An 18607-nucleotide genomic window follows, 5' to 3' on the forward strand; every position below is an offset into this window, starting at 1 on the left:
CCGCTCAGATCGCAGTGCCGGCAACTATTGCAGCTGCCGGGCAGGCAGCGCAGCTCAGTCCATCATCGAGATCACCACATCCCCGAAGCCCGAGCAGGACACCTGGGTCGCACCGTCCATCAGACGGGCGAAGTCATAGGTCACGTGCTTGCTCTGAATGGCTTTTTCCAGCGACTCGACGATCAGGTCCGCAGCCTCGCGCCAGCCGATGTGGCGCAGCATCATCTCGGCACACAGAATCATGGAGCCCGGATTCACATAATCCTTGCCCGCATAGCGCGGCGCCGTGCCGTGGGTGGCTTCGAAGCAGGCAATGCTCTCCGAGAGGTTGGCACCGGGAGCAATGCCGATGCCGCCCACCTGCGCGGCCAGCGCATCGGAGATGTAGTCGCCATTGAGGTTGAGCGTGGCCACCACCGAATACTCGGCCGGACGCATCAGAATCTGCTGCAAAAAGGCGTCGGTGATCGAGTCCTTGATGATGATGTCCTTGCCCGTCTTCGGGTGCTTGATGCGGCACCAGGGGCCGCCGTCGATCAGCTCGGCACCGAACTCCCGCTGCGCCAGCGCGTAACCCCAGTCACGGAAAGCGCCTTCCGTGTACTTCATGATGTTGCCCTTGTGAACCAGGGTCACGCTGGGCTTGTTGTTGTCGATGGCGTACTGGATGGCCTTGCGCACCAGGCGCTCCGTGCCCTCGCGCGAGACGGGCTTGATGCCGATGCCCGAGGTTTCGGGAAAGCGGATCTTGTTGGCGCCCATTTCCTTGGCCAGGAAGTCGATGAGCTTCTTCGCCTTCTCGCTGCCGGCCGCGTATTCGATGCCCGCGTAGATGTCCTCCGAGTTCTCGCGGAAGATCACCATATTCGTCTTCTCGGGCTCCTTGAGTGGCGAAGGCACGCCCTTGAAGTACTGCACGGGGCGCAGGCAGACATACAGGTCCAGTTCCTGGCGCAGCGCCACGTTCAGCGAACGGATGCCGCCGCCCACGGGCGTGGTCAGCGGGCCCTTGATGGACACGGCATAGTCGCGCACGGCGGCCACGGTTTCCTCGGGCAGCCAGACATCGGGGCCGTAGATGCGCGTGGCCTTCTCGCCTGCATACACCTCCATCCAGGCGATCTTGCGCTGGCTGCCATAGACCTTGGCCACGGCAGCGTCAGCCACCTTGCGCATCACCGGCGTCACATCGACGCCGACACCGTCGCCCTCGATGAAAGGAATGATGGGTTGATTCGGAACATTCAGTGTCTTGTCCGCATTGATGCTGATCTTCTCACCCTGCGGCGGAACCTGGATGTGCTGGGACTTGCTCATGCTGTGGAATCTCCTAGTCTTGAATACTGCGCGGCGGCGCACCTTTTTGGTGCTGCTTCTTGCCCCCGATTTTGGCACCTTGAACTCAGCAAATTTTAAGAAATGCCGCATAAAAATCTGTCAACGGCGGCACAGGGCTGCCGTTGAGAGGCTGTGGCAGCAGATGGGCTGCTCCACACTTCAACCTGAAGCCTGGCATTGCCGCATATTTGGGAAATTGGCATCCATGAAAAAACTACTCGCTGTCCTGATTGCTGGTTCGTTCGCTGCTGGCGCCTTTGCTCAAACCGCCACGCCGGCGCAGCCTGCCACCCCTGCCGCTGCAGCAGCGGCGCCTACCGTCAAGCATATGAAGGCCCAGCCAGCCCAAAAGCATCATATGCAGCACAGCACCAAAAAGATGCACAAGCCCGCCTGATCGCTCACTGAGAGCAGCCCGGTGACATCGAGGGGCCCATGGCCCTGACAACCGGATCTGACTCGCCCCCGGGCCTGCCGGACCGCAAGTCCTGCGGGCTCTGCATTTTGCAGACCGGCTACGGCCGCATCCCCATGACGCTGATTTGCACCGCAACCTGCCCGGATTGCTATAGGCTTGCGACTTCCGACTTCCTGTTTGGCAAGCAAGGCTCATGAAGACCCTCTCCACCAAGACACCCCAACAATCCGGCTGGCGCGCTCCGCTGCTGGCCCTGGCCTGTACCGCCCTGCTGGGCCTGTTCGGCAGCCCCGCGATGGCCCGCGACGAAGGTCAGCCACAGATGAATCTGCGCCGCATCGACCTGACGGCCGGCATGTACCGCATCGACACCCAGCTGGCCGTCACGCCGCAGCAGCGCGAGATCGGCCTGATGTTCCGCAAGGAGATGCCGCAGCAGGAAGGCATGCTCTTTGTCTTCGAGGTGCCCGGCGTGCAGTGCTTCTGGATGCGCAACACCATCCTGCCGCTGACGGCGGCCTTTGTGGCCGATGACGGCACCATCGTCAATCTGGCCGACATGAAGCCCATGAGCGAAGACTCCCACTGCTCGGCCAAGCCCGTGCGCTATGTGCTGGAGATGAACCAGGGCTGGTTCACCAAGCGCGGCATCAAGGCCGGCACCAAACTGGGCGGCGCTCCCTTCAATCGCTAAGCACCGCCAGAGTCAGCATCCTTCATGCTCTACCGGCCCCAGTTTCCGCAAGCGCTGAGCGATACCGCCGCTGCGCTGCTGCAGAAACTGGGCAAGTCGCAGGCGCTTGAGCCCTGCCCCGGCTTCACGGTAAGGATTGATGGCGAATTGCTGCATGCTCCCTACCGCGTGTACTACGACGAACGTGAGCTGCAGCAATGCATTCAAAAAAGCACCGGCCCCGCACATCCACTGGCCCTGTGCCTGGGCAGCCGCCACGCCAACGGCCATGTGCGCGAAACCTGTCTGCGCCAGTTGCTGGCGCATGACTGCGACTGGGTGCTACCGTTTGTAGTCCGCGCGGCTGGCGAGTATGTGCTGGAAATTGCCGAGCATCTGCCAGCCCAGACCCATAGGCTATCGCCACACAACTACGGGCGTTTTGCTGCCGAAAACCCCGAGTTTGTGACTGCCTGCAAGCAGCAGGCCGCCAGTTACTGGGATTGCTACCACCGCCAACGCTATCCGCTGCTGCACCAGCATCCAGGCATGCGATTTCTGCGCTGGGTTGAAGAGGCACGCCAATCACTGCCCCACGCGGATTGATGCCACTTTACTCAGAACGCGCGGCCCATGCCGATAGCGGTTGCGCGCTGCCAGTGGGAGCACGCTCTTGAGCATTCGGTAGTCGCAGGCACCAAAGTACTGAAAGTTGCGCCGACCATCGCGCAGCGTCATATGGTTGGGGCCGGAGTATTCATCCGGGCAGTCCACATCCCAGCCACTGTCTTCCCAGAAGCAGACGCTGCAGATGCTGTACTCGCCACGCTCATCCAGCGAGAAATAGTCGCAGCACGGACACTGATACAGCGGCATGGAGCGCCTTTCATAAATTCGAATCAATCAAGCTACAGCGCTCATACATCAAGCACAGGCAGCTTCTATTTATATAGCAACCACTGAGACCGGACACAAAAAAGCCGGAGACCTTTTCAGGCTCACCGGCTTTTATGGGGCACTGCCTGCACGCAGGCGGGGCAACCCGCTCTGCGAGGCAGGCTGGCTTACACCGACGCGATGGCGGCGTTGAAGGTGGCGCTGGGGCGCATCACGGCGTCCAGCTTGGCCACGTCGGGCATGTAGTAGCCGCCGATATCGGCAGCCTTGCCTTGCACTTCCTTCATCTCGGCCACGATCTTGGCTTCGTTCTCGGCCAGGGTTTTAGCCAGAGTGGCGAACTTGGCCGCCAGTTCTGCATCTTCGGTCTGAGCAGCCAGAGCCTGGGCCCAGTACAGAGCGATGTAGAACTGCGAACCACGGTTGTCCAGCTCGCCGGTGCGACGCGAAGGCGACTTGTCTTCGTCCAGCAGCTTGCCGGTGGCTTCGTCCAGAGTCTTGGCCAGCAGCTTGGCGCGGGCATTGTTTTCCTTGATGCCCAGGTCTTCGAATGAGACGGCCAGGGCCAGGAATTCACCCAGCGAGTCCCAGCGCAGGTGGTTTTCTTCCACCAGCTGCTGCACATGCTTGGGAGCGGAGCCGCCAGCACCCGTTTCGTACATGCCGCCACCAGCCATCAGAGGCACGATGGACAGCATCTTGGCCGAGGTGCCCAGCTCCAGAATCGGGAACAGGTCGGTCAGGTAGTCACGCAGAATATTGCCGGTCACCGAAATGGTGTCCAGACCACGGGCCACGCGCTCCAGCGTGTAGCGCATGGCGCGCACTTGCGAGAGGATGTGGATTTCCAGGCCGTTGGTGTCGTATTCCTTCAAGTAGGTCTGCACCTTCTTGATCAGCTCGGCTTCGTGGGGACGATAGGGGTCCAGCCAGAACACGGCAGGCATGCCGGAGTTGCGGGCACGGGTCACAGCCAGCTTCACCCAGTCACGGATAGGAGCATCCTTGACCTGGCACATGCGCCAGATGTCACCGGCTTCCACGTTCTGGCTCAGCAGTACTTCGCCGGTGGCAATGTCCACGATGTTGGCCACGCCGTCTTCAGCGATCTCGAACGTCTTGTCGTGCGAGCCGTACTCTTCGGCCTTTTGAGCCATCAGACCCACGTTGGGTACGGTGCCCATGGTCTTGGGGTCAAAGTTGCCGTGCCATTTGCAGAAGTTGATCACTTCCTGGTAGATACGGGCAAAGGTGGACTCAGGCATCACGGCCTTGCAGTCGTAAGGCTTGCCGTCAGCCGCCCACATCTTGCCGCCTACGCGGATCATGGCGGGCATGGAAGCATCCACGATCACGTCGTTGGGCGAGTGGAAATTGGTGATGCCCTTGGCGGAGTCGACCATGGCCAGACGCGGACGGTGCTCCTGGCACTTGTGCAGGTCACGGATGATTTCTTCGCGCTGCGAAGCAGGCAGGGTCTCGATCTTCTCGTACAGATTGGCCATGCCGTTGTTCACGTTCACGCCCAGTTGATCAAACAGCTTGCCGTGCTTTTCGAAGGCTTCCTTGTAGAAAATCTTCACGCAGTGACCGAACACGATGGGGTGGGACACCTTCATCATGGTGGCCTTCACGTGCAGCGAGAACAGGATGCCCGACTCGCGGCAGTCTTCGATTTCCTTTTCATAGAAAGCGCACAAGGCCTTCTTGCTCATGAACATGGAATCGATCACTTCTGCAGCCTGCAGCTTGACCTTGTCCTTCAGAACGATGCTGTTGCCGGACTGGGTCTCCAGCACCATCTTCACTTCGCGGGCCTTGTCCAGCGTCATGGACTTTTCGCCATGGTAGAAATCGCCCTCTTCCATGTGCGACACATGGGTTTGCGACCACTGCTTCCACTCACCCATGGAATGGGGGTGCTTCTTGGCGTAGTTCTTCACGGCAGCAGGTGCGCGGCGATCCGAGTTGCCTTCGCGCAGCACGGGGTTCACGGCAGAGCCGATGCACCTGTTGTAGCGTGCCTTGATGTCCTTTTCGGCATCGGTCGTGGCGGTTTCAGGATAGTCGGGGATGGCGTAGCCCTTGCCCTGCAATTCCTTGATCGCGTCTTGCAGCTGGCCCACGGATGCGGAGATATTGGGCAGCTTGATGATATTGGCTTCAGGCGTCAGCGTCAGCTTGCCCAGTTCAGCCAGATTGTTCGGAGCGCGTTGGGCTTCGGTCAAAAAGTCGGGAAACTCGCCCAGGATACGGCCTGCCAGCGAGATATCGCTGGTCTCCACATTGATGCCGGCCGGCGCTGCGAAAGCACGGATCACGGGCAGGAATGCGCTGGTAGCCAGGCGGGGAGCCTCGTCAGTCAATGTGTAGATGATGGTGGGTTGCTGCGTACTCATCTCTTGTCTCAGGTTGTGAAAAAAGGGGGAAAGGTGCCTTGGGCCTGCATCCCGGGCTTGCGCAATGGGGCCTGACACAGCGGGACGACACTTTCTTGATGCAATGCGTTCCCACAATACAAAATTCTACGCGCAACCGGGCCGGTTTTTTTAAGTCTTGTACAAGACTCAGGGATTTAGCTCAACTTTCATCAGCTGTTTTCATAGGGAAACCGGCCTTTTCGCCGTGTTTTCGACCATGTAAAAATATCGCATCCTGCAGTCATTCTGCGGCCATCGCCGCCATGAAAGTTGCGAGTTAAAGTTGCGTGGCGCGGCCTTTGGCACAAATTTGCGCGATCTTTGGCACAAAGTAGCACAGGCTTTGGCACCAAGGCTGACAAATCGGCAAGCATTACTTCACCACAAGTGTTGCTTTGCTGCATATCAATAGCTCGCTGATCCATATAAGACTTCGGATCTCTGCTCATCACTCTTAGTCATCGACAAAGTTCTTCTGAGACAAGCGTCGTGCTTTTGACGTATGCCTGCTAGCGAAAGCATCTACTAACAAGCTGCGCCCAAAGATACTGTATAAATATACAGCCATGGAAGCTAAAATTTTGATCCTGCGCGAGCTCGGCCACCTCAAAGTGCCGGTGGGAATCGCCAACAAAGCGTCTGGCTCGATCACGCTTTATCACGAGCGCCCCAGCTCATCCGACGAGCGCACCGTGCCTGTTCTACACATTCTTGATGGCAGCAGCGCCTTGCCTGCAAAGCGCAGAAAGCTCTTTGAGCCGCGCATAACGTACATGGGTTCAGGAACCATCAAATTCAGCGGCCTGGAATATGTAGACGGCGGCTGGTATGCGCAGGAATGGCGCTGTGACTTCGACTACTGACAGCCACCCCACTCTGCTGCGCACGCCAAAATCGACTTTGGGCAATTTTTCCTAGGCTTGACATTTAACCACCGCTAAAATTCAAGGCCATTCGAGCTTAGATCGTTAATCACTGTCTAGAGGAATTTTTTCAGATTCATTTGAAAAGATAGCCTCAGAATTTTCTACATAAAAAAGAAGGGAGGAGCATGTCAGATGCCGAAATGTCAGCTTTAGCTACTGTACTTCTGGTAGTTGTTGGTGCAGCACAGGTAGTAATTCTTTTTGGGCAACGGCTTCAGCAACGACTAGATTGGTCCGAGATGTACCGACGCAGATGGATTGAGCTTCAAGCAGATTGGGCTACGGTGGTATTTCTGGGCAGAAGGGTCACGGACTATTACCAAATTGCTCATCATGAGTCTCTTCAGGAACTACGCAGAGCATCAATGACGACATCAAATGAGTTTGCTTCCTCATGGGCACAAGCATCGGTTAGAAATGTCTGCGGTATGTTTAGTGACCTCTGCTCAAGAATATTGCAGGGGCAAATTAAAGTACATGAAATTTATCCGATATTTGGCACAGAGCTGCTTCGCCAAGGGGCACCATTGCGCACATTGCTAGACGGTACCAGTGAGCACCTCAGATGTTATGGGTCTATGGGCCCCACAGAAGAGGAAGCCAAGCATGACAATCTGCGCCGCGAGATGTCAGTCTGGTTAGCTTGCCATGATGGAATCAGGCGGCGCTGTCTGATCTTGATTGATCTTCTATGGGCCGAAGCCGCCAGACTTGAAGATTTACCTCCTTACGAATTAGCCACTGCAGCAGATGCCAAGGCCTTGACCGGACATTTAAATCGAGACCGAGTTCGAGCCGAAACATTTAGGTTAAATGGTTGGCGGGCATGGGGTAGATCAATATTCCTTGCATATCATTTACGCCATGCCGAATGGAAAAAATTTAGATGGTTCCGTGGATTATCAAAAGAGAGGGTTGAATATCTAGACGATGAGTGGTCTAAGAGGTATTTAAATTCCTAGCTTAGCCCTCGCTTAGCCACTAAGCTCCGAGAGCTGCCAAAAATACAAGACAGCTCTCGACTCAAAAGCAAACCATTAATCCCCCATTCTAAACCAACACCCCTACCTTATGAATTAGCAGGCAAGATGCTTCAGCATCCCACTAGACTCGCTGGTATCTCGAATAAAGCCTTTGCGCCCGTACCAAGACATTAGAGTATCATCCTTGATGAACTGCTGATCGAGTGAGCGCGCTGTGAGACGCAGTGTCTTACACGCAGAATCACGAGCTACATTTTCTGCATGTGACAAAATCAGGTTACCAATGCCCAAGCCCCTGAATTCATTTAGCACATAGATCTCGTATATCAATCCCCAAGAGTCCCTGGGAAAGTGCTCAAAAATCAAAAGGCCAGCCTCAACACCTTCGATTAACGCAACAAACTCCCTAGTTCCAGATCGCTTACCCTCTCTAACTCTCTCGCAAAGGAATGGGTGGTTTATCACGTTTGTCTCTACAATAGCAACGGAATTCATACTGGATTTCCAAAGACAATGTTTCACTTAAAAATCAATTTCTCAATGATTTGAATTATTTTTATAGTTTAATATTCAATCACCAGATCATTATTCAGGCACATTGAGTGGCTATTTCTGATCGAACATAGCCTATCACGCCCCAGCTTGCAATCAGAAATTTCTCAGACTAAAAATCTCACCCTCAACGAGTAAAGCATCTCCACCAAAGAGCTTGCTTTTTGGGTCCTATTTTTACATCTAACACATCCAAAACTAGGACACAATGTGCGTGGTCGCTTTCGATTGAAAGTGAACTAACTGCATAAGCGATGTATCTCATGTATGAGTGCACCAATTTAGTGCTATCTCAAACATTTACAGAGGATGTCTTTTTAAATGAGTACACATTCGTACAAGGAATTGTTGGCGCAACGCGAAGCTCTTGAGCAGCAGATTGCAGCCGCTCGAAAGGCCGAAGTCGCAGGCGCGGTGCAAAAAATCAAGGACTTGGTCGAGGCTTTCGGCCTGACACAGGACGATGTCTTCCCTCCCGCCAAGCAAAAACAAAAGCGTGAGACTGGCTCCGTCGCCCCTAAATACCGCGACCCCGCCACAGGTCAAACATGGACTGGCCGAGGAAAGCCTCCAAACTGGATCAAAGATCAAGACCGTTCCAAGTTCGCAATCTAAAAGTGGCCCCAGTGGCCACTTTTTATTTCTTACCGTAGCCACCGCCTCGATTAGGCTGCTACACCTCCCCTTCTGTATAGGTGAGGCTCGGAGCCTCCCCCTCGATCGCTCCATCACGCACAAACACGCGCTGGCCAGCCTGAGCCGGTCCTCTCGCCTGCAGGCGACCACCGCCTGGCAGGTTGACCGTGGCCACACCGTTGATCACAAAGGCCACCGTGCCCACTAGCAAGGGCTTGGGCGACTGCAGATCCATAAACTGCTTGTAGAGGTTAGGCATGGGTTTCGACCTCCAGCGTCTGACGCAGCTTGGGGGTCGCCCAGTTGATCGACGTCGACCGCACAATCCCCATCACGGTCTCCGGCCCCAGATAGCGAATAAATTGCCCAGGCAGAATCACACCGGTCTCGGGCAGCACCTGCATGGATAGCGACACCCGCGCCTGGCGGCCAGTATCGGCAAGTTCAGCCAGGCCGCGCAGCCTGTGCACCGTGGAGTCGGTGGTCAAGGCATGCGTGACCTGAGGCGCAATCAGGTCGCCAGCAGTTCCAGCCCGAGTGATCGGACCAAACACACCCGCGCTCATGCCACCGACAAACACCCGGTTGTAGTCCGGCTTGTCCAGGAACTCCGTGCCGTCGACCTCTGCCGCTGCCCCTGGAATTTCAAAATCCGGCACCACATCACCCCAATGCCAAGGTGCGGCGGGGTACTTGGGCAGGATGCGCAGCACTTGGTCGGTGTTATGGGGCTGCACATAGCCGCCAGCCGCAGCCGCGATATCGTTGATGGCGTCGATATAGCTGCCCTGCAGCGTCCAGGCTCCGGCAGGCACCTGCCAGTCCACCAACTGCCAGTCGATACCCCAGCCAATGGAGACGCCATTGACCTTGAGCACCTCAGCCGCCAGTTGCTGGGCCGTCAGCGTCTGCGCCGTGCTGCCAAAGGACATGGACTTTGCCCAAGGCTCAGCCAGCACTGCAGCCAGGCCCCGGCCCGAGACAGACCAGCGCTCCTGCGGCAAAAACCTACGGTCGCGGCTGGTGCGCTCCAGGCGCAGCTTGAAGGGCACGCCATTGACGCTGGCCAGGAACTGCGCAGGGTCGCCATCCACATCACGGCCAAGGTGCAAAGCCGCATCCTTATGCAGTGATGCCGTCCAATTCCACGTCCAGCTCTGAAAGTCCAAGGACATACTGAAGGCCAGAGCAGGCAGCTCGACGCCGGTATCCAGGCGCGTGAGCATGATCTGATTGAGCACGATGTAAACCTTTCGAACGGGAACGATGACCTTGCCGGGTTGCGGCCCTCCATCCCTGCAGCACGCAAAGACCAGCGCGGTCGACGCGGCCCAGGGCTTGCAGAACAGCAATCGGATGGGGCCGCCCACCAGTTGCTCATAGCAACCGGGCTTCTCCGGCTCTGGCGGTTTGGTCTGTGACTTGCCTGCAGGCGGCTTCATGGCCTGCTGATAGCGGCCCTCAAATCCCCGGTACAGCGGCACCGATGGGCCTGCGCCCGTAGTGAAGAGGTATTGCAGGCCCATCGCGTCCTGGGCAGTGGCCTCGACCATGCGGCGACGGTCGCGCAGGCTTTCCTGAAACCGCACTGACCAGCCCGCCCGCACGGGCGCGGCATCCTGGGCCGTGGCCTGCAGGCCCACGCGAACGCTCTGGGCCTCTTGCCAACGGGCCTGGGTTGTTGCTCCAGTTAGAGGCCGGGCCTGTTGAAACCGCCCCTGCTGGGCCGCCCCTTGCCGCTGGCCTTCCTGCCAGGCGACGCCGAACTGCTCTTGCATGCTCATGGCGTCTTGCGCGGTCGACACCCAACCCGCAGGCAGTGCATCCGTGTCCTGCCAGCCGGAGATCCAGCCCTCTGTCACAGGCTGCGCCTGCTGGGCACTGGCGGCCACCTCGGCCACCACAGACCGGGGCGTGTCGGTGTGGTAGCGCACGAGCGCACTGCAGCGCAGGCCCGGCATGCGGCCCGCTGCGACCAGATCCTTGCGTACATGCACCAGGGATCTGACCCGCAGACCTGGCATGCGCGCGGCAACGGCCAGGGTTGCATTGGGCACCTGAGCGCCGCCGCCATCGTCGCCAAACACCAGCTCGACAGGGTTGCCGGTCGTGTCAGGCAGCATTGAAATGAATCAGGCCTTCCCATCCCCATTGACCTGCTACCACCGCTGCTGCAGGAGTTTGAGCGCCTGGTGGGTCTACAGGCCACCATGGCTCTGATGCGCAGATGGGGCGGGCTGCGGGTGTACTTCCCCACCCCAGAGCGCGTCACCGAACATCACCCCTATGCCGCGGTGATTGGCGTCGACGCGCTTTTAAAGCTGGCAAAGGAGTATGGAGGCCTGCCTCATTTCCAGCTGTCCAAAGCGGAAAGAGCGCTCCAGGCCGTGCGCAATGCACGGATTGCGGCAGAGTATGCGACGAACAAGACCGCTCGGGAGATCGCTGCCGAATATGGTCTTACTGAGGGGCAAGTCGTTCGCATCGTGGCCAGCATGGGAGTGACGGCCCCGCTTGACCAGAGGCAAGGAGCGCTCTTTCAAGCCCGCCATACACCTCGCTTAACATATGCCCGACCATGCTTGGTTGGGCGTCTTTCATTCAACAAAGCTGTGCCAGTTTGCTGGCCTATCAGGTCCACAGCGTATTCAACGAAATGAGCTGCCATGTCCCCCGACGGCCAGAAGCTGCCGGTGACTCTTGCAGAAAGCAGACATCTATCAAAACTCTACGTTTCTTCGCAACAAACTCACGTGTCAGAGCATTGATGTGGGGCAGAAAAGTTGCTTAGATCGGCTGAGACAGTTGCTGGAGCCTGTGCTCTACTCGCTGAGTGAGCTTCTCCTGACACAACGGAATTCATGTTGAGCATTCGCGCCCCGCACAAGAAGGGAGTCAGCTCCATTGATCAGCTGATAGATGGCTTAGTTAGAAGTCTTATCCAGTCTAGATGTCTTTTGCTGAAAACCATTGTAGGAGTTGTCTTTATTGCTTCTATATTGATAGCAACTACTTGGCACAATCTGAACGAGTCGTATGACTATCACGTTCAGCGGGGAGTGGATGCATCGGTTAACCAAGCTCGCCTGTTGAGCTATGAGCTAAACACCGAGATGCGGCTTATCGATAACGCTCTAGCGACGATTGCTCAAGAATTCCAAGAGACAGGACTCACCGCACCTCAGTTTGAAAACGCCGTTATCAATCAGCAGGCCTTGCTGCCTTTTTCCAAGGCCGTACGCGTGGCTGATGAATCCGGCATGGTTCGACTTGGCCTTTTATCTGGCGAGCGCCCCTTCTCAATCAAGGATAGGGGCTACTTCGACGCTTTGAAGCACTCAAACCAGATGGTGATCTCCGAGCCACTGATCAGCCATTCTTTTAGACAATGGAGTCTTGTCTTGGGCCGCAAGCTGGAGTCCCGTGATGGGGCATTCAAGGGGGCCGTCTTTGTTGTTTTGGAGGTGGAACATTTCCGCAAATTGTTTGAGACGCTGACACCAGGTGAAGACAGCGCCACCACCTTGCGCTCTGCCGAGGGCCGGGTAGTGGCTCGTTACTCCGCTGCTGACCCAACGTCGACGAAAGGTATCGGCGGAACCTTGACATCCTCGGCGCTCAAAGAAACCCGGCGGCTCAACCCAGAGCATGGCTGGTACATCACGCCTACGGCATTGGACGGCATCGAGCGCATTACCGCCTATCAACGCCTTTCAGCCCCCTATCCATTGACGGTGTATACAGGTCTGGGCACTGCAAGCTACCTTCAGCCTTGGCGCAGTGAAGCGGTGTCCGCGTGGAGCTTGACCGCGTTTTGCGTGCTGCTTATGGCGTTTGGTGCTGGGAACTTGTTCTTGCACCAGCAGCGGGAGCTCGCTGCCAAACTCCAGAACGCACAGCTGCTTAAGGAGCAAAACTTCTTTGTGGAAAATGAGCTGATCGGCATGATCAAGGTACGCGACCGCAAAATACTCTGGGCTAACAAAGCCATGGCACGCATGGTGGGCAAGCGCGTTTCCGAGTTACTCCAGCAATCCAAGCGCTGCATTTATCCCAACGATGAAACATATGAGCGGATGGGGAGACTTTCCAGCGAGGCACTCAACCACAATAGGCGCTTTCGCACCGAGGTGCAGCTGCAAAACAGCAGTGGTCAAATCTTCTGGGTCGATGCCAATGCTGCACAGATCACTGATACCGATTCAGTGTGGATTTTTGTGGATGTGGAAGCTCATAAAAAGCGCCAGAAAGAGATTGAATATCAAGCCACTCATGATGCTCTGACGGGGCTGCCTAACCGCCGTCTCGTCATCGCGCAAATGAAACAGTCCATCGCGCTTGCTGATCGAGACCAAGGCACTGTTGCCGTGTGTTTTATCGATCTGGATGGTTTTAAGAGCGTGAACGACACGCACGGACACGACGCAGGCGACATTGTGCTGCAGACAATTGCCGAGAGGTTGAACAGTGCAGTGCGTTCGCATGACTGTGTAGCCCGTCTGGGTGGCGACGAGTTCGTGGTGGTGTTGACGGGGAAAAACAATCGCGAGAATGCGGTGGGCATCATGCAGCGCTGTTTGGACATGGTGCAGATTCCCATCGTGGTAGAGGATGGACATGCCGCCACGGTGGGTTGCAGCATCGGCATTGCCTACTATGCGGGCGACAACGAGTCCTGCGACTCATTATTGGAGCGTGCCGATGAGGCCATGTACATGGCAAAGCACGCCGGCAAAGGCCGCATCATCGAGTCTGTTCGGACGCAGGCTAGTGGATCCACATTCGAGCATTCGCCAGTCGCAGCTTAACCCGCGAATGATGCAATATGAAAAGTGCCTTTTTATTCGGATGAACTCTACGTCTGCTTTGTGTGAATGTTTCAGTGGCTGATCTGGGCCGATCTGTGACTGGCGCAGTCCGGCCAGAAGCAGTCGGTCTCGGCAGATGAAAGCGACGCTCAACGTCCCAGTTACACCACCTAAAACATCGGGCCACCGGGCCCGGGATAACGGTGCCGTCATGCATCCAATGGGATGAAAATTGAGTCGGAGCATCCAAGGATGTGACAACCATATGGCGTGGAACGCATTATTGCGGGCTACATCAAAAGAGATTTACAAAGCTGAGCAACATCGACCAAGCCAGCTCCAGCAAAGCCCAAGCAGAAAATAATCCATTCACCACAAGAAAAATCGCGCCAACGACAATCACTAAAACGATGAGTTGCACAGCCTTCATACTATGAAGTCTCCCGAAAAAACCAATTCTATGGCTCATCTTTGGTTGGTCATGCACTGCCCCCTCTGGGTCTAACTGCGACTGTCGTTGTCAGGCCGGGAACAGTCGCACATGGTGAGAATTTGGTCATAGACACGTTGACGCGAAAGGATTAGTGATGCGCATTCAGGAAATAGAGACCAAGCGCTTGCGTCTCAGGCAATGGCGAGACCCTGACTACCCTGTATTTGCTAGCATCAATGCAGACGTGGAGGGTATGCGCTTTTTTCCCGCGACACTTACTGTTGAACAGAGTAATGACTTGGCGAGGTATTGTCGTAGCCTCATCGAGCAGCAAGGTTGGGGGGTCTGGGCTGTGGAGGAAAAGACGACGGCCAAATTCATCGGCTTTACCGGATTGCACAAGCCTACGGATGAACTTCCGTTTACTCCATGTGTTGAAATTGCTTGGCGCCTTGACAGAGCATCATGGGGAAATGGTTTTGCAACAGAGGCGGCCAGCGCAGCACTCTCCTTTGCATTTGATAAGTTAGCCCTGCCTGAAGTAGTTTCCTTTACAACTTTGGATAACACACCCTCCGAACGCGTTATGCAGCGCCTAGGCATGAAGCGAGAGCCTAGAACATTTGAACACCCGTCCTTGCCTACGGGGCACCCGTTGCGTGAACACCTTCTGTATCGAGCTCACCCAGGCGAAAGGGCATCAGATTCCGTATAACGATACTTGGAATGAGAAAGCAGCTAACGTCTACTAAGGGGCCTTCGGCGGCCGGCTGCTACCGGCCACCGCGCCAACTGGGCCGGTAAAAATACTCACTGAAGCACAGGCACAATCGACCATAATTGGCTGCGCTCCATCCGAACTAAAGACCCCTAGTACTCTACCGCCATGCCTATGAGGTCCTGGTAGCTTGACTATCGGTCATTTCAAAGCAGCCATCTCCAGCAAAAATATCCGTCAAGGCTGCTTTCAGCTCCTCGTATTCGCTGGCCGAAAGATCGAAGTCGATGGACATGTGCTCCAGACTATTCATGCCCTGCGCCCCCTCGCGTTTGAACGTGACCTCCACACCAGAACGTTTCAGCACAAACTCCGCGATGCCGCCATAGCAAGGACTTTGCGGGCCGCTCCACTCGACATGGTAGGTGTCCATGCCCAGCACTTCATCCTGTTCGTCTTTGTCCTCTGCGAAGGAGCGTTGGAGCATCAGGTAGTGCTCCGTGCCGTGCTTTTTGTCGGCGAAGCCGACAAGGTGGCAGAAGCCTTCAGGGTCTTTTGTGACTATGCAAGCAGCGGTGAACGAGAGGCTGTTCATGTTGGTGGTTTGAGAGGGCAAAGCAGCGACAGGAGTATGGTACGTCCTGCCGCTCACTAGCGGCCAGAAGCGGTCGTCGGAAGCTCGTGACTGAGCTTGTTCAGAGCCATCGCTTCTCAATGAACTCAGTAATCGAGTAAATCCGATTTAGTAGCTTTTGCCCTATCACTGCACTTACGATTTGCTGTACGCCATGAACGTAAGGAGAGTCGCCAACTACTCTCGATTCCATCTCGATTTGGCACGAGCCGTCATTGATTCTGATTTGATGAAGGGCATGCCGCCCCAGATGCTCTTCGTGAATGTTTAACTCATCTTTTTGGATCGCTGTATCACGAACTGAAGCAATCTTGTCTAAAGGAATGTTCAATGCGTTGGCAATAGAAACAGCAGTGCCTGGAACAGACTTCTTAGATGCTTGGTGAGATTCCGTTAGCTTTATGTCATAGCCGCTGAACAAGCTGCCTGAGCATTCCAACATATGCATAAATTTAAGCATGAGGATGTTGGTGTTTGGGCATAGCACAACTGGAAAGCAGACATCAACGGACTCAATTGCGGAACCCGTGGACAGTTCAATCAGTACGGAGGATGTGCGGGAGCAGAAAGTGGAAATTGTTTGCAGCTCACGTCCAGAGCCCGCATGAATGACGATGCTCTTTTCATTCGAAATCGGCCCGCCATGCCAGGGAAGAATTGCCTGTCCCTCTTTAGAAGTGAGAGATTTCAACAATTCAGAACCAAGTTTTCCTGTACCGGCCACAAAGACTTGCATGAAATAGATCTACCCGTTCAACCACTATTGATGTACTGCATCGTATCGTGAAAATGATGCCGCGAATGACCGCAAGGGGTAGAACAGCGACAGCCGCAGATTGTCTGGCCACGAGATATTTGCAATGCCTCGCCACACCTACAGCCAGGAGCGCAGAACTGCGGCCTGCTTGCGTGTAACCGTCTCTCCGACGCTAGGGCAATGAGCCTTGTTTTAAGCCCTTTACCAATTTCAAGACGCATAAACAGCGTCCGACCTCCACGCAGGTCGGACGTCGCTGCATTGAGCCGATCTTGCGCCTATGTCACTGATATACATAGAGAAGATGAGGTTGGACATAAATGCATGTCCAACCTCATCTTGTCCGACCTCGGTGAACTGACAGGAACCCGGCCCTATCGGCGCTGATACCCGCTAAGCGCCCGCCATACAAGGGAAATAGGAAATCCCAGCACCTGCCCTATTCAGCAAGCTATCGGCCCATTCCGGCCGTTTGTGCCCCTGATCGGCCCATTCGGTGCCAAAGCGCCCAAGATGCCCCGCAGACACCAAATCGCACGCAAACCCGCACCAACATTAGCGATCCCAGAATTTGCTTGGACAAGCCTCTGTGCCAAAACGGTCACTCCCCCACACGTGGCCGCGAGCGGCTGATTCACAGATGGCTGTAGTCGTTCAAGTATCAAGTGTCAATGACTGAAAGCAGTCAGGGCACCAGGACTTGTGCTTTGCATTGAGTTAATTAAGTGCAGCTTGCCTCAGAGCTGGCGCAGACATAGTTCAAAGATCTCGACGAATGAGTGCCCCTTTGAACAGCACTGGGCCAGTCGGCCCCGCTGAGCTGGGTACGCCGCCTTTGGGCTCCAGACTGATGGCCAGTGCAGGAATCGCTCTCATCTCGGATTCTTGTGCCGTGAGCTGCTCGAGCTTTCCATCACCCATGATCCCGAGGGAACGTGGCGCGCCTTGCTGAGGCAAGGCCCACAATTGCAGCGACTTGTTGTCCGCCTCCTTGAAGCCGCTCACGCGCTGCAAAACCAGTTGCTGGTGTTGGGGATCAAAGGTCACCAGCATGGATGCATCAGCCTTGCCATCGGCCAGTACCGCCACATATTGAATTTGGGGTACTGCCTGCAATTCAGCCTGCGCCATCTGGAGCTGAGTCTGCAGCGCAGACAATTTCTGTTGCGAGGCTTCCCTGAGACCTTGATGCGACCAAAGCCCTACCGAGATAGCCGCCACCGTGGCCAAGCCGCCTGCCAGGGCCAGTCCGCGCCACCATGCCAGCGCTCCTGAAGGCGACTTCGATGCAGCGGCTTCACGCTGCCGTGCCAGCCTGGCGCCGGACTTCTCTGCCTGCAGCAAGTTGGCGATGCGTGTCCAGACTACTGCGTCGGGCTGCACCGGAGCCTGCACCTCGGAAAAGGCTGACCAGCGACCTTGCCAGAGCAAGGCCGCCGCACGAACCTGGGGAAACTCACGAGCCATCTGCTCAAAACGCCTGCGCGCTCCGCCGTGCAAGGTACCTAGCGAATAGGAGGCTGCCAGGCGATCGAGCAATTCAGGGTTTCGGATCAGATTCATGATGTGGACTCCTGGCACTCAGACATGGCGCGCCATGCATTTGCGCAGTTGCTCAAGGCTGCGGCGTACCCATGTTTTGACGGTCCCCAGCGGCAGCTTCAGGCTGCTGGCCAGCTCGCTATGGCTCAAATCCCTCAGATAGGCCAGGCTCACCACTTGGCGCTGGGGCGGCTCCAGCTTTTCTAGACACTGATGCAAAACGACGGCTTGTTCACTGGCCTCCACCAATTGCATTGGCCCTCGCGTGTCCTTGTCCTGCGGCAACGCATCGGCATCCTCAATAGGCACATTGAGATGCAGGCGTTCGGCTCTGCGGCGGCGCAAAAAATCCAATGCCCGGCTGCGCACCAGCATGCCCATCCAGGCCAGGGGTGGGCTGAGCGAGTCCCGGTAAGTCCCCGCACTGCGCCAGATGGCCAGAAAGCTCTCTTGCAGCACATCCTCGGCCCACTCCTTGTTGCCGAGGATGCGCAAAGCCAGACCATACAACCGGGAAGCAGTCTGATCGTATAGAAGCTTGAGAGCAACCTCATCCCGGGTTGCTACGCGATCGAGTAAGTCCATCAGTTCGTGGTCCGGTGTATTGGCGCTCATGTAGCCATTGTGATCAGAAGCACATCCTTCATGCGGCGCTGTTGGATAACTGCCAAGGCATGTTGCTGACCTTGGGTATTTACCTATACGCAGCAACTGAGCTGCTGGATGTGGGCAGCGCACGAATTAACAGAAAAATATTCTCAGAATCTTGAATGCATCTTGCCAAAGGCTGCATGCTCCAAGCGTCGGACATCGCAGCGCCACAAATTGCAGGGCGTGACCAGACGAACCGCCCGAATAGCTCGCAGACGGGG

19 protein-coding genes are annotated in these 18607 nt (G+C 56.1%); 8 read left to right on the forward strand and 11 right to left on the reverse strand.

The annotated features are described in order from the left end of the window. Positions 1-54: 54 nt before the first annotated feature. Complete coding sequence (gene icd / locus O987_RS16260; RefSeq protein ID WP_043373500.1) at positions 55-1317, reverse strand: NADP-dependent isocitrate dehydrogenase; 1263 nt, start codon at positions 1315-1317, stop codon at positions 55-57. Between icd and O987_RS29860 the strand changes: the two genes are divergently transcribed. The 3 genes from O987_RS29860 to O987_RS16275 all read left to right on the forward strand — a co-directional run bounded on the left by O987_RS29860 (position 1316) and on the right by O987_RS16275 (position 3035). Then, the gene (locus O987_RS29860) at positions 1316-1735 is read left to right on the forward strand and encodes a hypothetical protein (protein ID WP_419177845.1); all 420 of its coding nucleotides are present in this window, start codon (positions 1316-1318) and stop codon (positions 1733-1735) included. The two genes, icd and O987_RS29860, sit on opposite strands and share 2 nt — an antisense overlap. Positions 1736-1949: 214 nt before the next feature. After that, the gene (locus tag O987_RS16270) at positions 1950-2450 is read left to right on the forward strand and encodes a DUF192 domain-containing protein (protein ID WP_019042029.1); all 501 of its coding nucleotides are present in this window, start codon (positions 1950-1952) and stop codon (positions 2448-2450) included. Positions 2451-2474: 24 nt separating this feature from the next. Then, on the forward strand, positions 2475-3035 hold the full coding sequence (locus tag O987_RS16275) for a hypothetical protein (protein ID WP_043373502.1): 561 nt from the start codon (positions 2475-2477) through the stop codon (positions 3033-3035). Here the strand turns inward: O987_RS16275 and O987_RS16280 are convergent. Both O987_RS16280 and O987_RS16285 read right to left on the reverse strand, forming a co-directional pair. Next, the gene (locus tag O987_RS16280) at positions 3015-3305 is read right to left on the reverse strand and encodes a CPCC family cysteine-rich protein (protein WP_043373505.1); all 291 of its coding nucleotides are present in this window, start codon (positions 3303-3305) and stop codon (positions 3015-3017) included. The two genes, O987_RS16275 and O987_RS16280, sit on opposite strands and share 21 nt — an antisense overlap. Before the next feature lie 188 nt (positions 3306-3493). After that, positions 3494-5725, reverse strand: a complete 2232-nt coding sequence (locus tag O987_RS16285) for an NADP-dependent isocitrate dehydrogenase (RefSeq protein WP_029158278.1) — start codon at positions 5723-5725, stop codon at positions 3494-3496. A 587-nt stretch (positions 5726-6312) separates the two neighbouring features. On the opposite strand from O987_RS16285, the gene O987_RS16290 reads away from it, so the two are divergent. Both O987_RS16290 and O987_RS28845 read left to right on the forward strand, forming a co-directional pair. Beyond that, positions 6313-6609: a hypothetical protein gene (locus O987_RS16290; RefSeq protein WP_043373508.1), complete on the forward strand. Its 297-nt coding sequence runs from the start codon at positions 6313-6315 to the stop codon at positions 6607-6609. A gap of 188 nt (positions 6610-6797) precedes the next feature. Beyond that, positions 6798-7634 (forward strand): hypothetical protein, encoded by an 837-nt coding sequence (locus O987_RS28845; RefSeq protein ID WP_144244934.1) that lies wholly within the window; start codon positions 6798-6800, stop codon positions 7632-7634. Between the two features lie 114 nt (positions 7635-7748). On the opposite strand, the gene O987_RS16295 is transcribed toward O987_RS28845, so the two are convergent. Continuing rightward, positions 7749-8150 carry a GNAT family N-acetyltransferase gene (locus tag O987_RS16295; protein ID WP_051962193.1) on the reverse strand — a complete coding sequence of 134 codons (402 nt, stop codon included), beginning with the start codon at positions 8148-8150 and terminating at the stop codon, positions 7749-7751. 378 nt (positions 8151-8528) lie between these two features. On the opposite strand from O987_RS16295, the gene O987_RS16300 reads away from it, so the two are divergent. Next, positions 8529-8822 (forward strand): H-NS family nucleoid-associated regulatory protein, encoded by a 294-nt coding sequence (locus O987_RS16300; RefSeq protein WP_043373510.1) that lies wholly within the window; start codon positions 8529-8531, stop codon positions 8820-8822. Positions 8823-8880: 58 nt separating this feature from the next. Here the strand turns inward: O987_RS16300 and O987_RS16305 are convergent, their stop codons facing one another. Beyond that, the gene (locus tag O987_RS16305) at positions 8881-9102 is read right to left on the reverse strand and encodes a hypothetical protein (RefSeq protein WP_043373512.1); all 222 of its coding nucleotides are present in this window, start codon (positions 9100-9102) and stop codon (positions 8881-8883) included. Beyond that, positions 9095-10966 (reverse strand): hypothetical protein, encoded by a 1872-nt coding sequence (locus tag O987_RS16310; protein WP_043373514.1) that lies wholly within the window; start codon positions 10964-10966, stop codon positions 9095-9097. The genes O987_RS16305 and O987_RS16310 overlap by 8 nt, the downstream gene beginning before the upstream one ends. An 834-nt stretch (positions 10967-11800) precedes the next feature. On the opposite strand from O987_RS16310, the gene O987_RS16320 reads away from it, so the two are divergent. Further along, positions 11801-13651 (forward strand): diguanylate cyclase, encoded by a 1851-nt coding sequence (locus O987_RS16320; RefSeq protein ID WP_158407678.1) that lies wholly within the window; start codon positions 11801-11803, stop codon positions 13649-13651. 295 nt (positions 13652-13946) lie between these two features. Here O987_RS16320 and O987_RS29695 read toward each other — a convergent pair whose 3' ends face one another. Further along, positions 13947-14081, reverse strand: coding sequence for a hypothetical protein (locus tag O987_RS29695; protein WP_019042470.1), 135 nt, complete (start codon positions 14079-14081; stop codon positions 13947-13949). Between the two features lie 157 nt (positions 14082-14238). Here O987_RS29695 and O987_RS28215 point away from each other — a divergent pair, with 157 nt between their 5' ends. Continuing rightward, entirely contained in the window at positions 14239-14799 is a 561-nt protein-coding gene (locus tag O987_RS28215; RefSeq protein WP_080731543.1) for a GNAT family N-acetyltransferase, read from the forward strand. Positions 14800-14974: 175 nt separating this feature from the next. Here O987_RS28215 and O987_RS16325 read toward each other — a convergent pair whose 3' ends face one another. The 4 genes from O987_RS16325 to O987_RS16340 all read right to left on the reverse strand — a co-directional run bounded on the left by O987_RS16325 (position 14975) and on the right by O987_RS16340 (position 18350). Next, positions 14975-15397, reverse strand: coding sequence for an Imm10 family immunity protein (locus O987_RS16325; protein ID WP_043373517.1), 423 nt, complete (start codon positions 15395-15397; stop codon positions 14975-14977). A gap of 100 nt (positions 15398-15497) precedes the next feature. Next, positions 15498-16172: a dihydrodipicolinate reductase C-terminal domain-containing protein gene (locus O987_RS16330; RefSeq protein WP_043373521.1), complete on the reverse strand. Its 675-nt coding sequence runs from the start codon at positions 16170-16172 to the stop codon at positions 15498-15500. A 780-nt stretch (positions 16173-16952) separates the two neighbouring features. After that, positions 16953-17756, reverse strand: a complete 804-nt coding sequence (locus O987_RS16335) for an anti-sigma factor (RefSeq protein ID WP_019042467.1) — start codon at positions 17754-17756, stop codon at positions 16953-16955. Positions 17757-17774: 18 nt separating this feature from the next. Beyond that, positions 17775-18350, reverse strand: a complete 576-nt coding sequence (locus tag O987_RS16340) for a sigma-70 family RNA polymerase sigma factor (RefSeq protein WP_043373523.1) — start codon at positions 18348-18350, stop codon at positions 17775-17777. Positions 18351-18607 lie beyond the last annotated feature (257 nt).

The sequence above is a fragment of the Comamonas testosteroni TK102 genome (genome assembly GCF_000739375.1).
In the GTDB taxonomy this organism is placed as follows: Bacteria; Pseudomonadota; Gammaproteobacteria; order Burkholderiales; family Burkholderiaceae_C; genus Comamonas; species Comamonas brasiliensis.

Coding starts and splice junctions, on each gene's coding strand:
- O987_RS29860 (WP_419177845.1), top strand. CDS start 1,316: ATGCTGTGGAATCTCCTAGTCTTGAATACTGCGCGGCGGCGCACCTTT.
- icd (WP_043373500.1), bottom strand. CDS start 1,317: ATGAGCAAGTCCCAGCACATCCAGGTTCCGCCGCAGGGTGAGAAGATC.
- O987_RS16270 (WP_019042029.1), top strand. CDS start 1,950: ATGAAGACCCTCTCCACCAAGACACCCCAACAATCCGGCTGGCGCGCT.
- O987_RS16275 (WP_043373502.1), top strand. CDS start 2,475: ATGCTCTACCGGCCCCAGTTTCCGCAAGCGCTGAGCGATACCGCCGCT.
- O987_RS16280 (WP_043373505.1), bottom strand. CDS start 3,305: ATGCCGCTGTATCAGTGTCCGTGCTGCGACTATTTCTCGCTGGATGAG.
- O987_RS16285 (WP_029158278.1), bottom strand. CDS start 5,725: ATGAGTACGCAGCAACCCACCATCATCTACACATTGACTGACGAGGCT.
- O987_RS16290 (WP_043373508.1), top strand. CDS start 6,313: ATGGAAGCTAAAATTTTGATCCTGCGCGAGCTCGGCCACCTCAAAGTG.
- O987_RS28845 (WP_144244934.1), top strand. CDS start 6,798: ATGTCAGATGCCGAAATGTCAGCTTTAGCTACTGTACTTCTGGTAGTT.
- O987_RS16295 (WP_051962193.1), bottom strand. CDS start 8,150: ATGAATTCCGTTGCTATTGTAGAGACAAACGTGATAAACCACCCATTC.
- O987_RS16300 (WP_043373510.1), top strand. CDS start 8,529: ATGAGTACACATTCGTACAAGGAATTGTTGGCGCAACGCGAAGCTCTT.
- O987_RS16305 (WP_043373512.1), bottom strand. CDS start 9,102: ATGCCTAACCTCTACAAGCAGTTTATGGATCTGCAGTCGCCCAAGCCC.
- O987_RS16310 (WP_043373514.1), bottom strand. CDS start 10,966: ATGCTGCCTGACACGACCGGCAACCCTGTCGAGCTGGTGTTTGGCGAC.
- O987_RS29695 (WP_019042470.1), bottom strand. CDS start 14,081: ATGAAGGCTGTGCAACTCATCGTTTTAGTGATTGTCGTTGGCGCGATT.
- O987_RS28215 (WP_080731543.1), top strand. CDS start 14,239: ATGCGCATTCAGGAAATAGAGACCAAGCGCTTGCGTCTCAGGCAATGG.
- O987_RS16325 (WP_043373517.1), bottom strand. CDS start 15,397: ATGAACAGCCTCTCGTTCACCGCTGCTTGCATAGTCACAAAAGACCCT.
- O987_RS16330 (WP_043373521.1), bottom strand. CDS start 16,172: ATGCAAGTCTTTGTGGCCGGTACAGGAAAACTTGGTTCTGAATTGTTG.
- O987_RS16335 (WP_019042467.1), bottom strand. CDS start 17,756: ATGAATCTGATCCGAAACCCTGAATTGCTCGATCGCCTGGCAGCCTCC.
- O987_RS16340 (WP_043373523.1), bottom strand. CDS start 18,350: ATGAGCGCCAATACACCGGACCACGAACTGATGGACTTACTCGATCGC.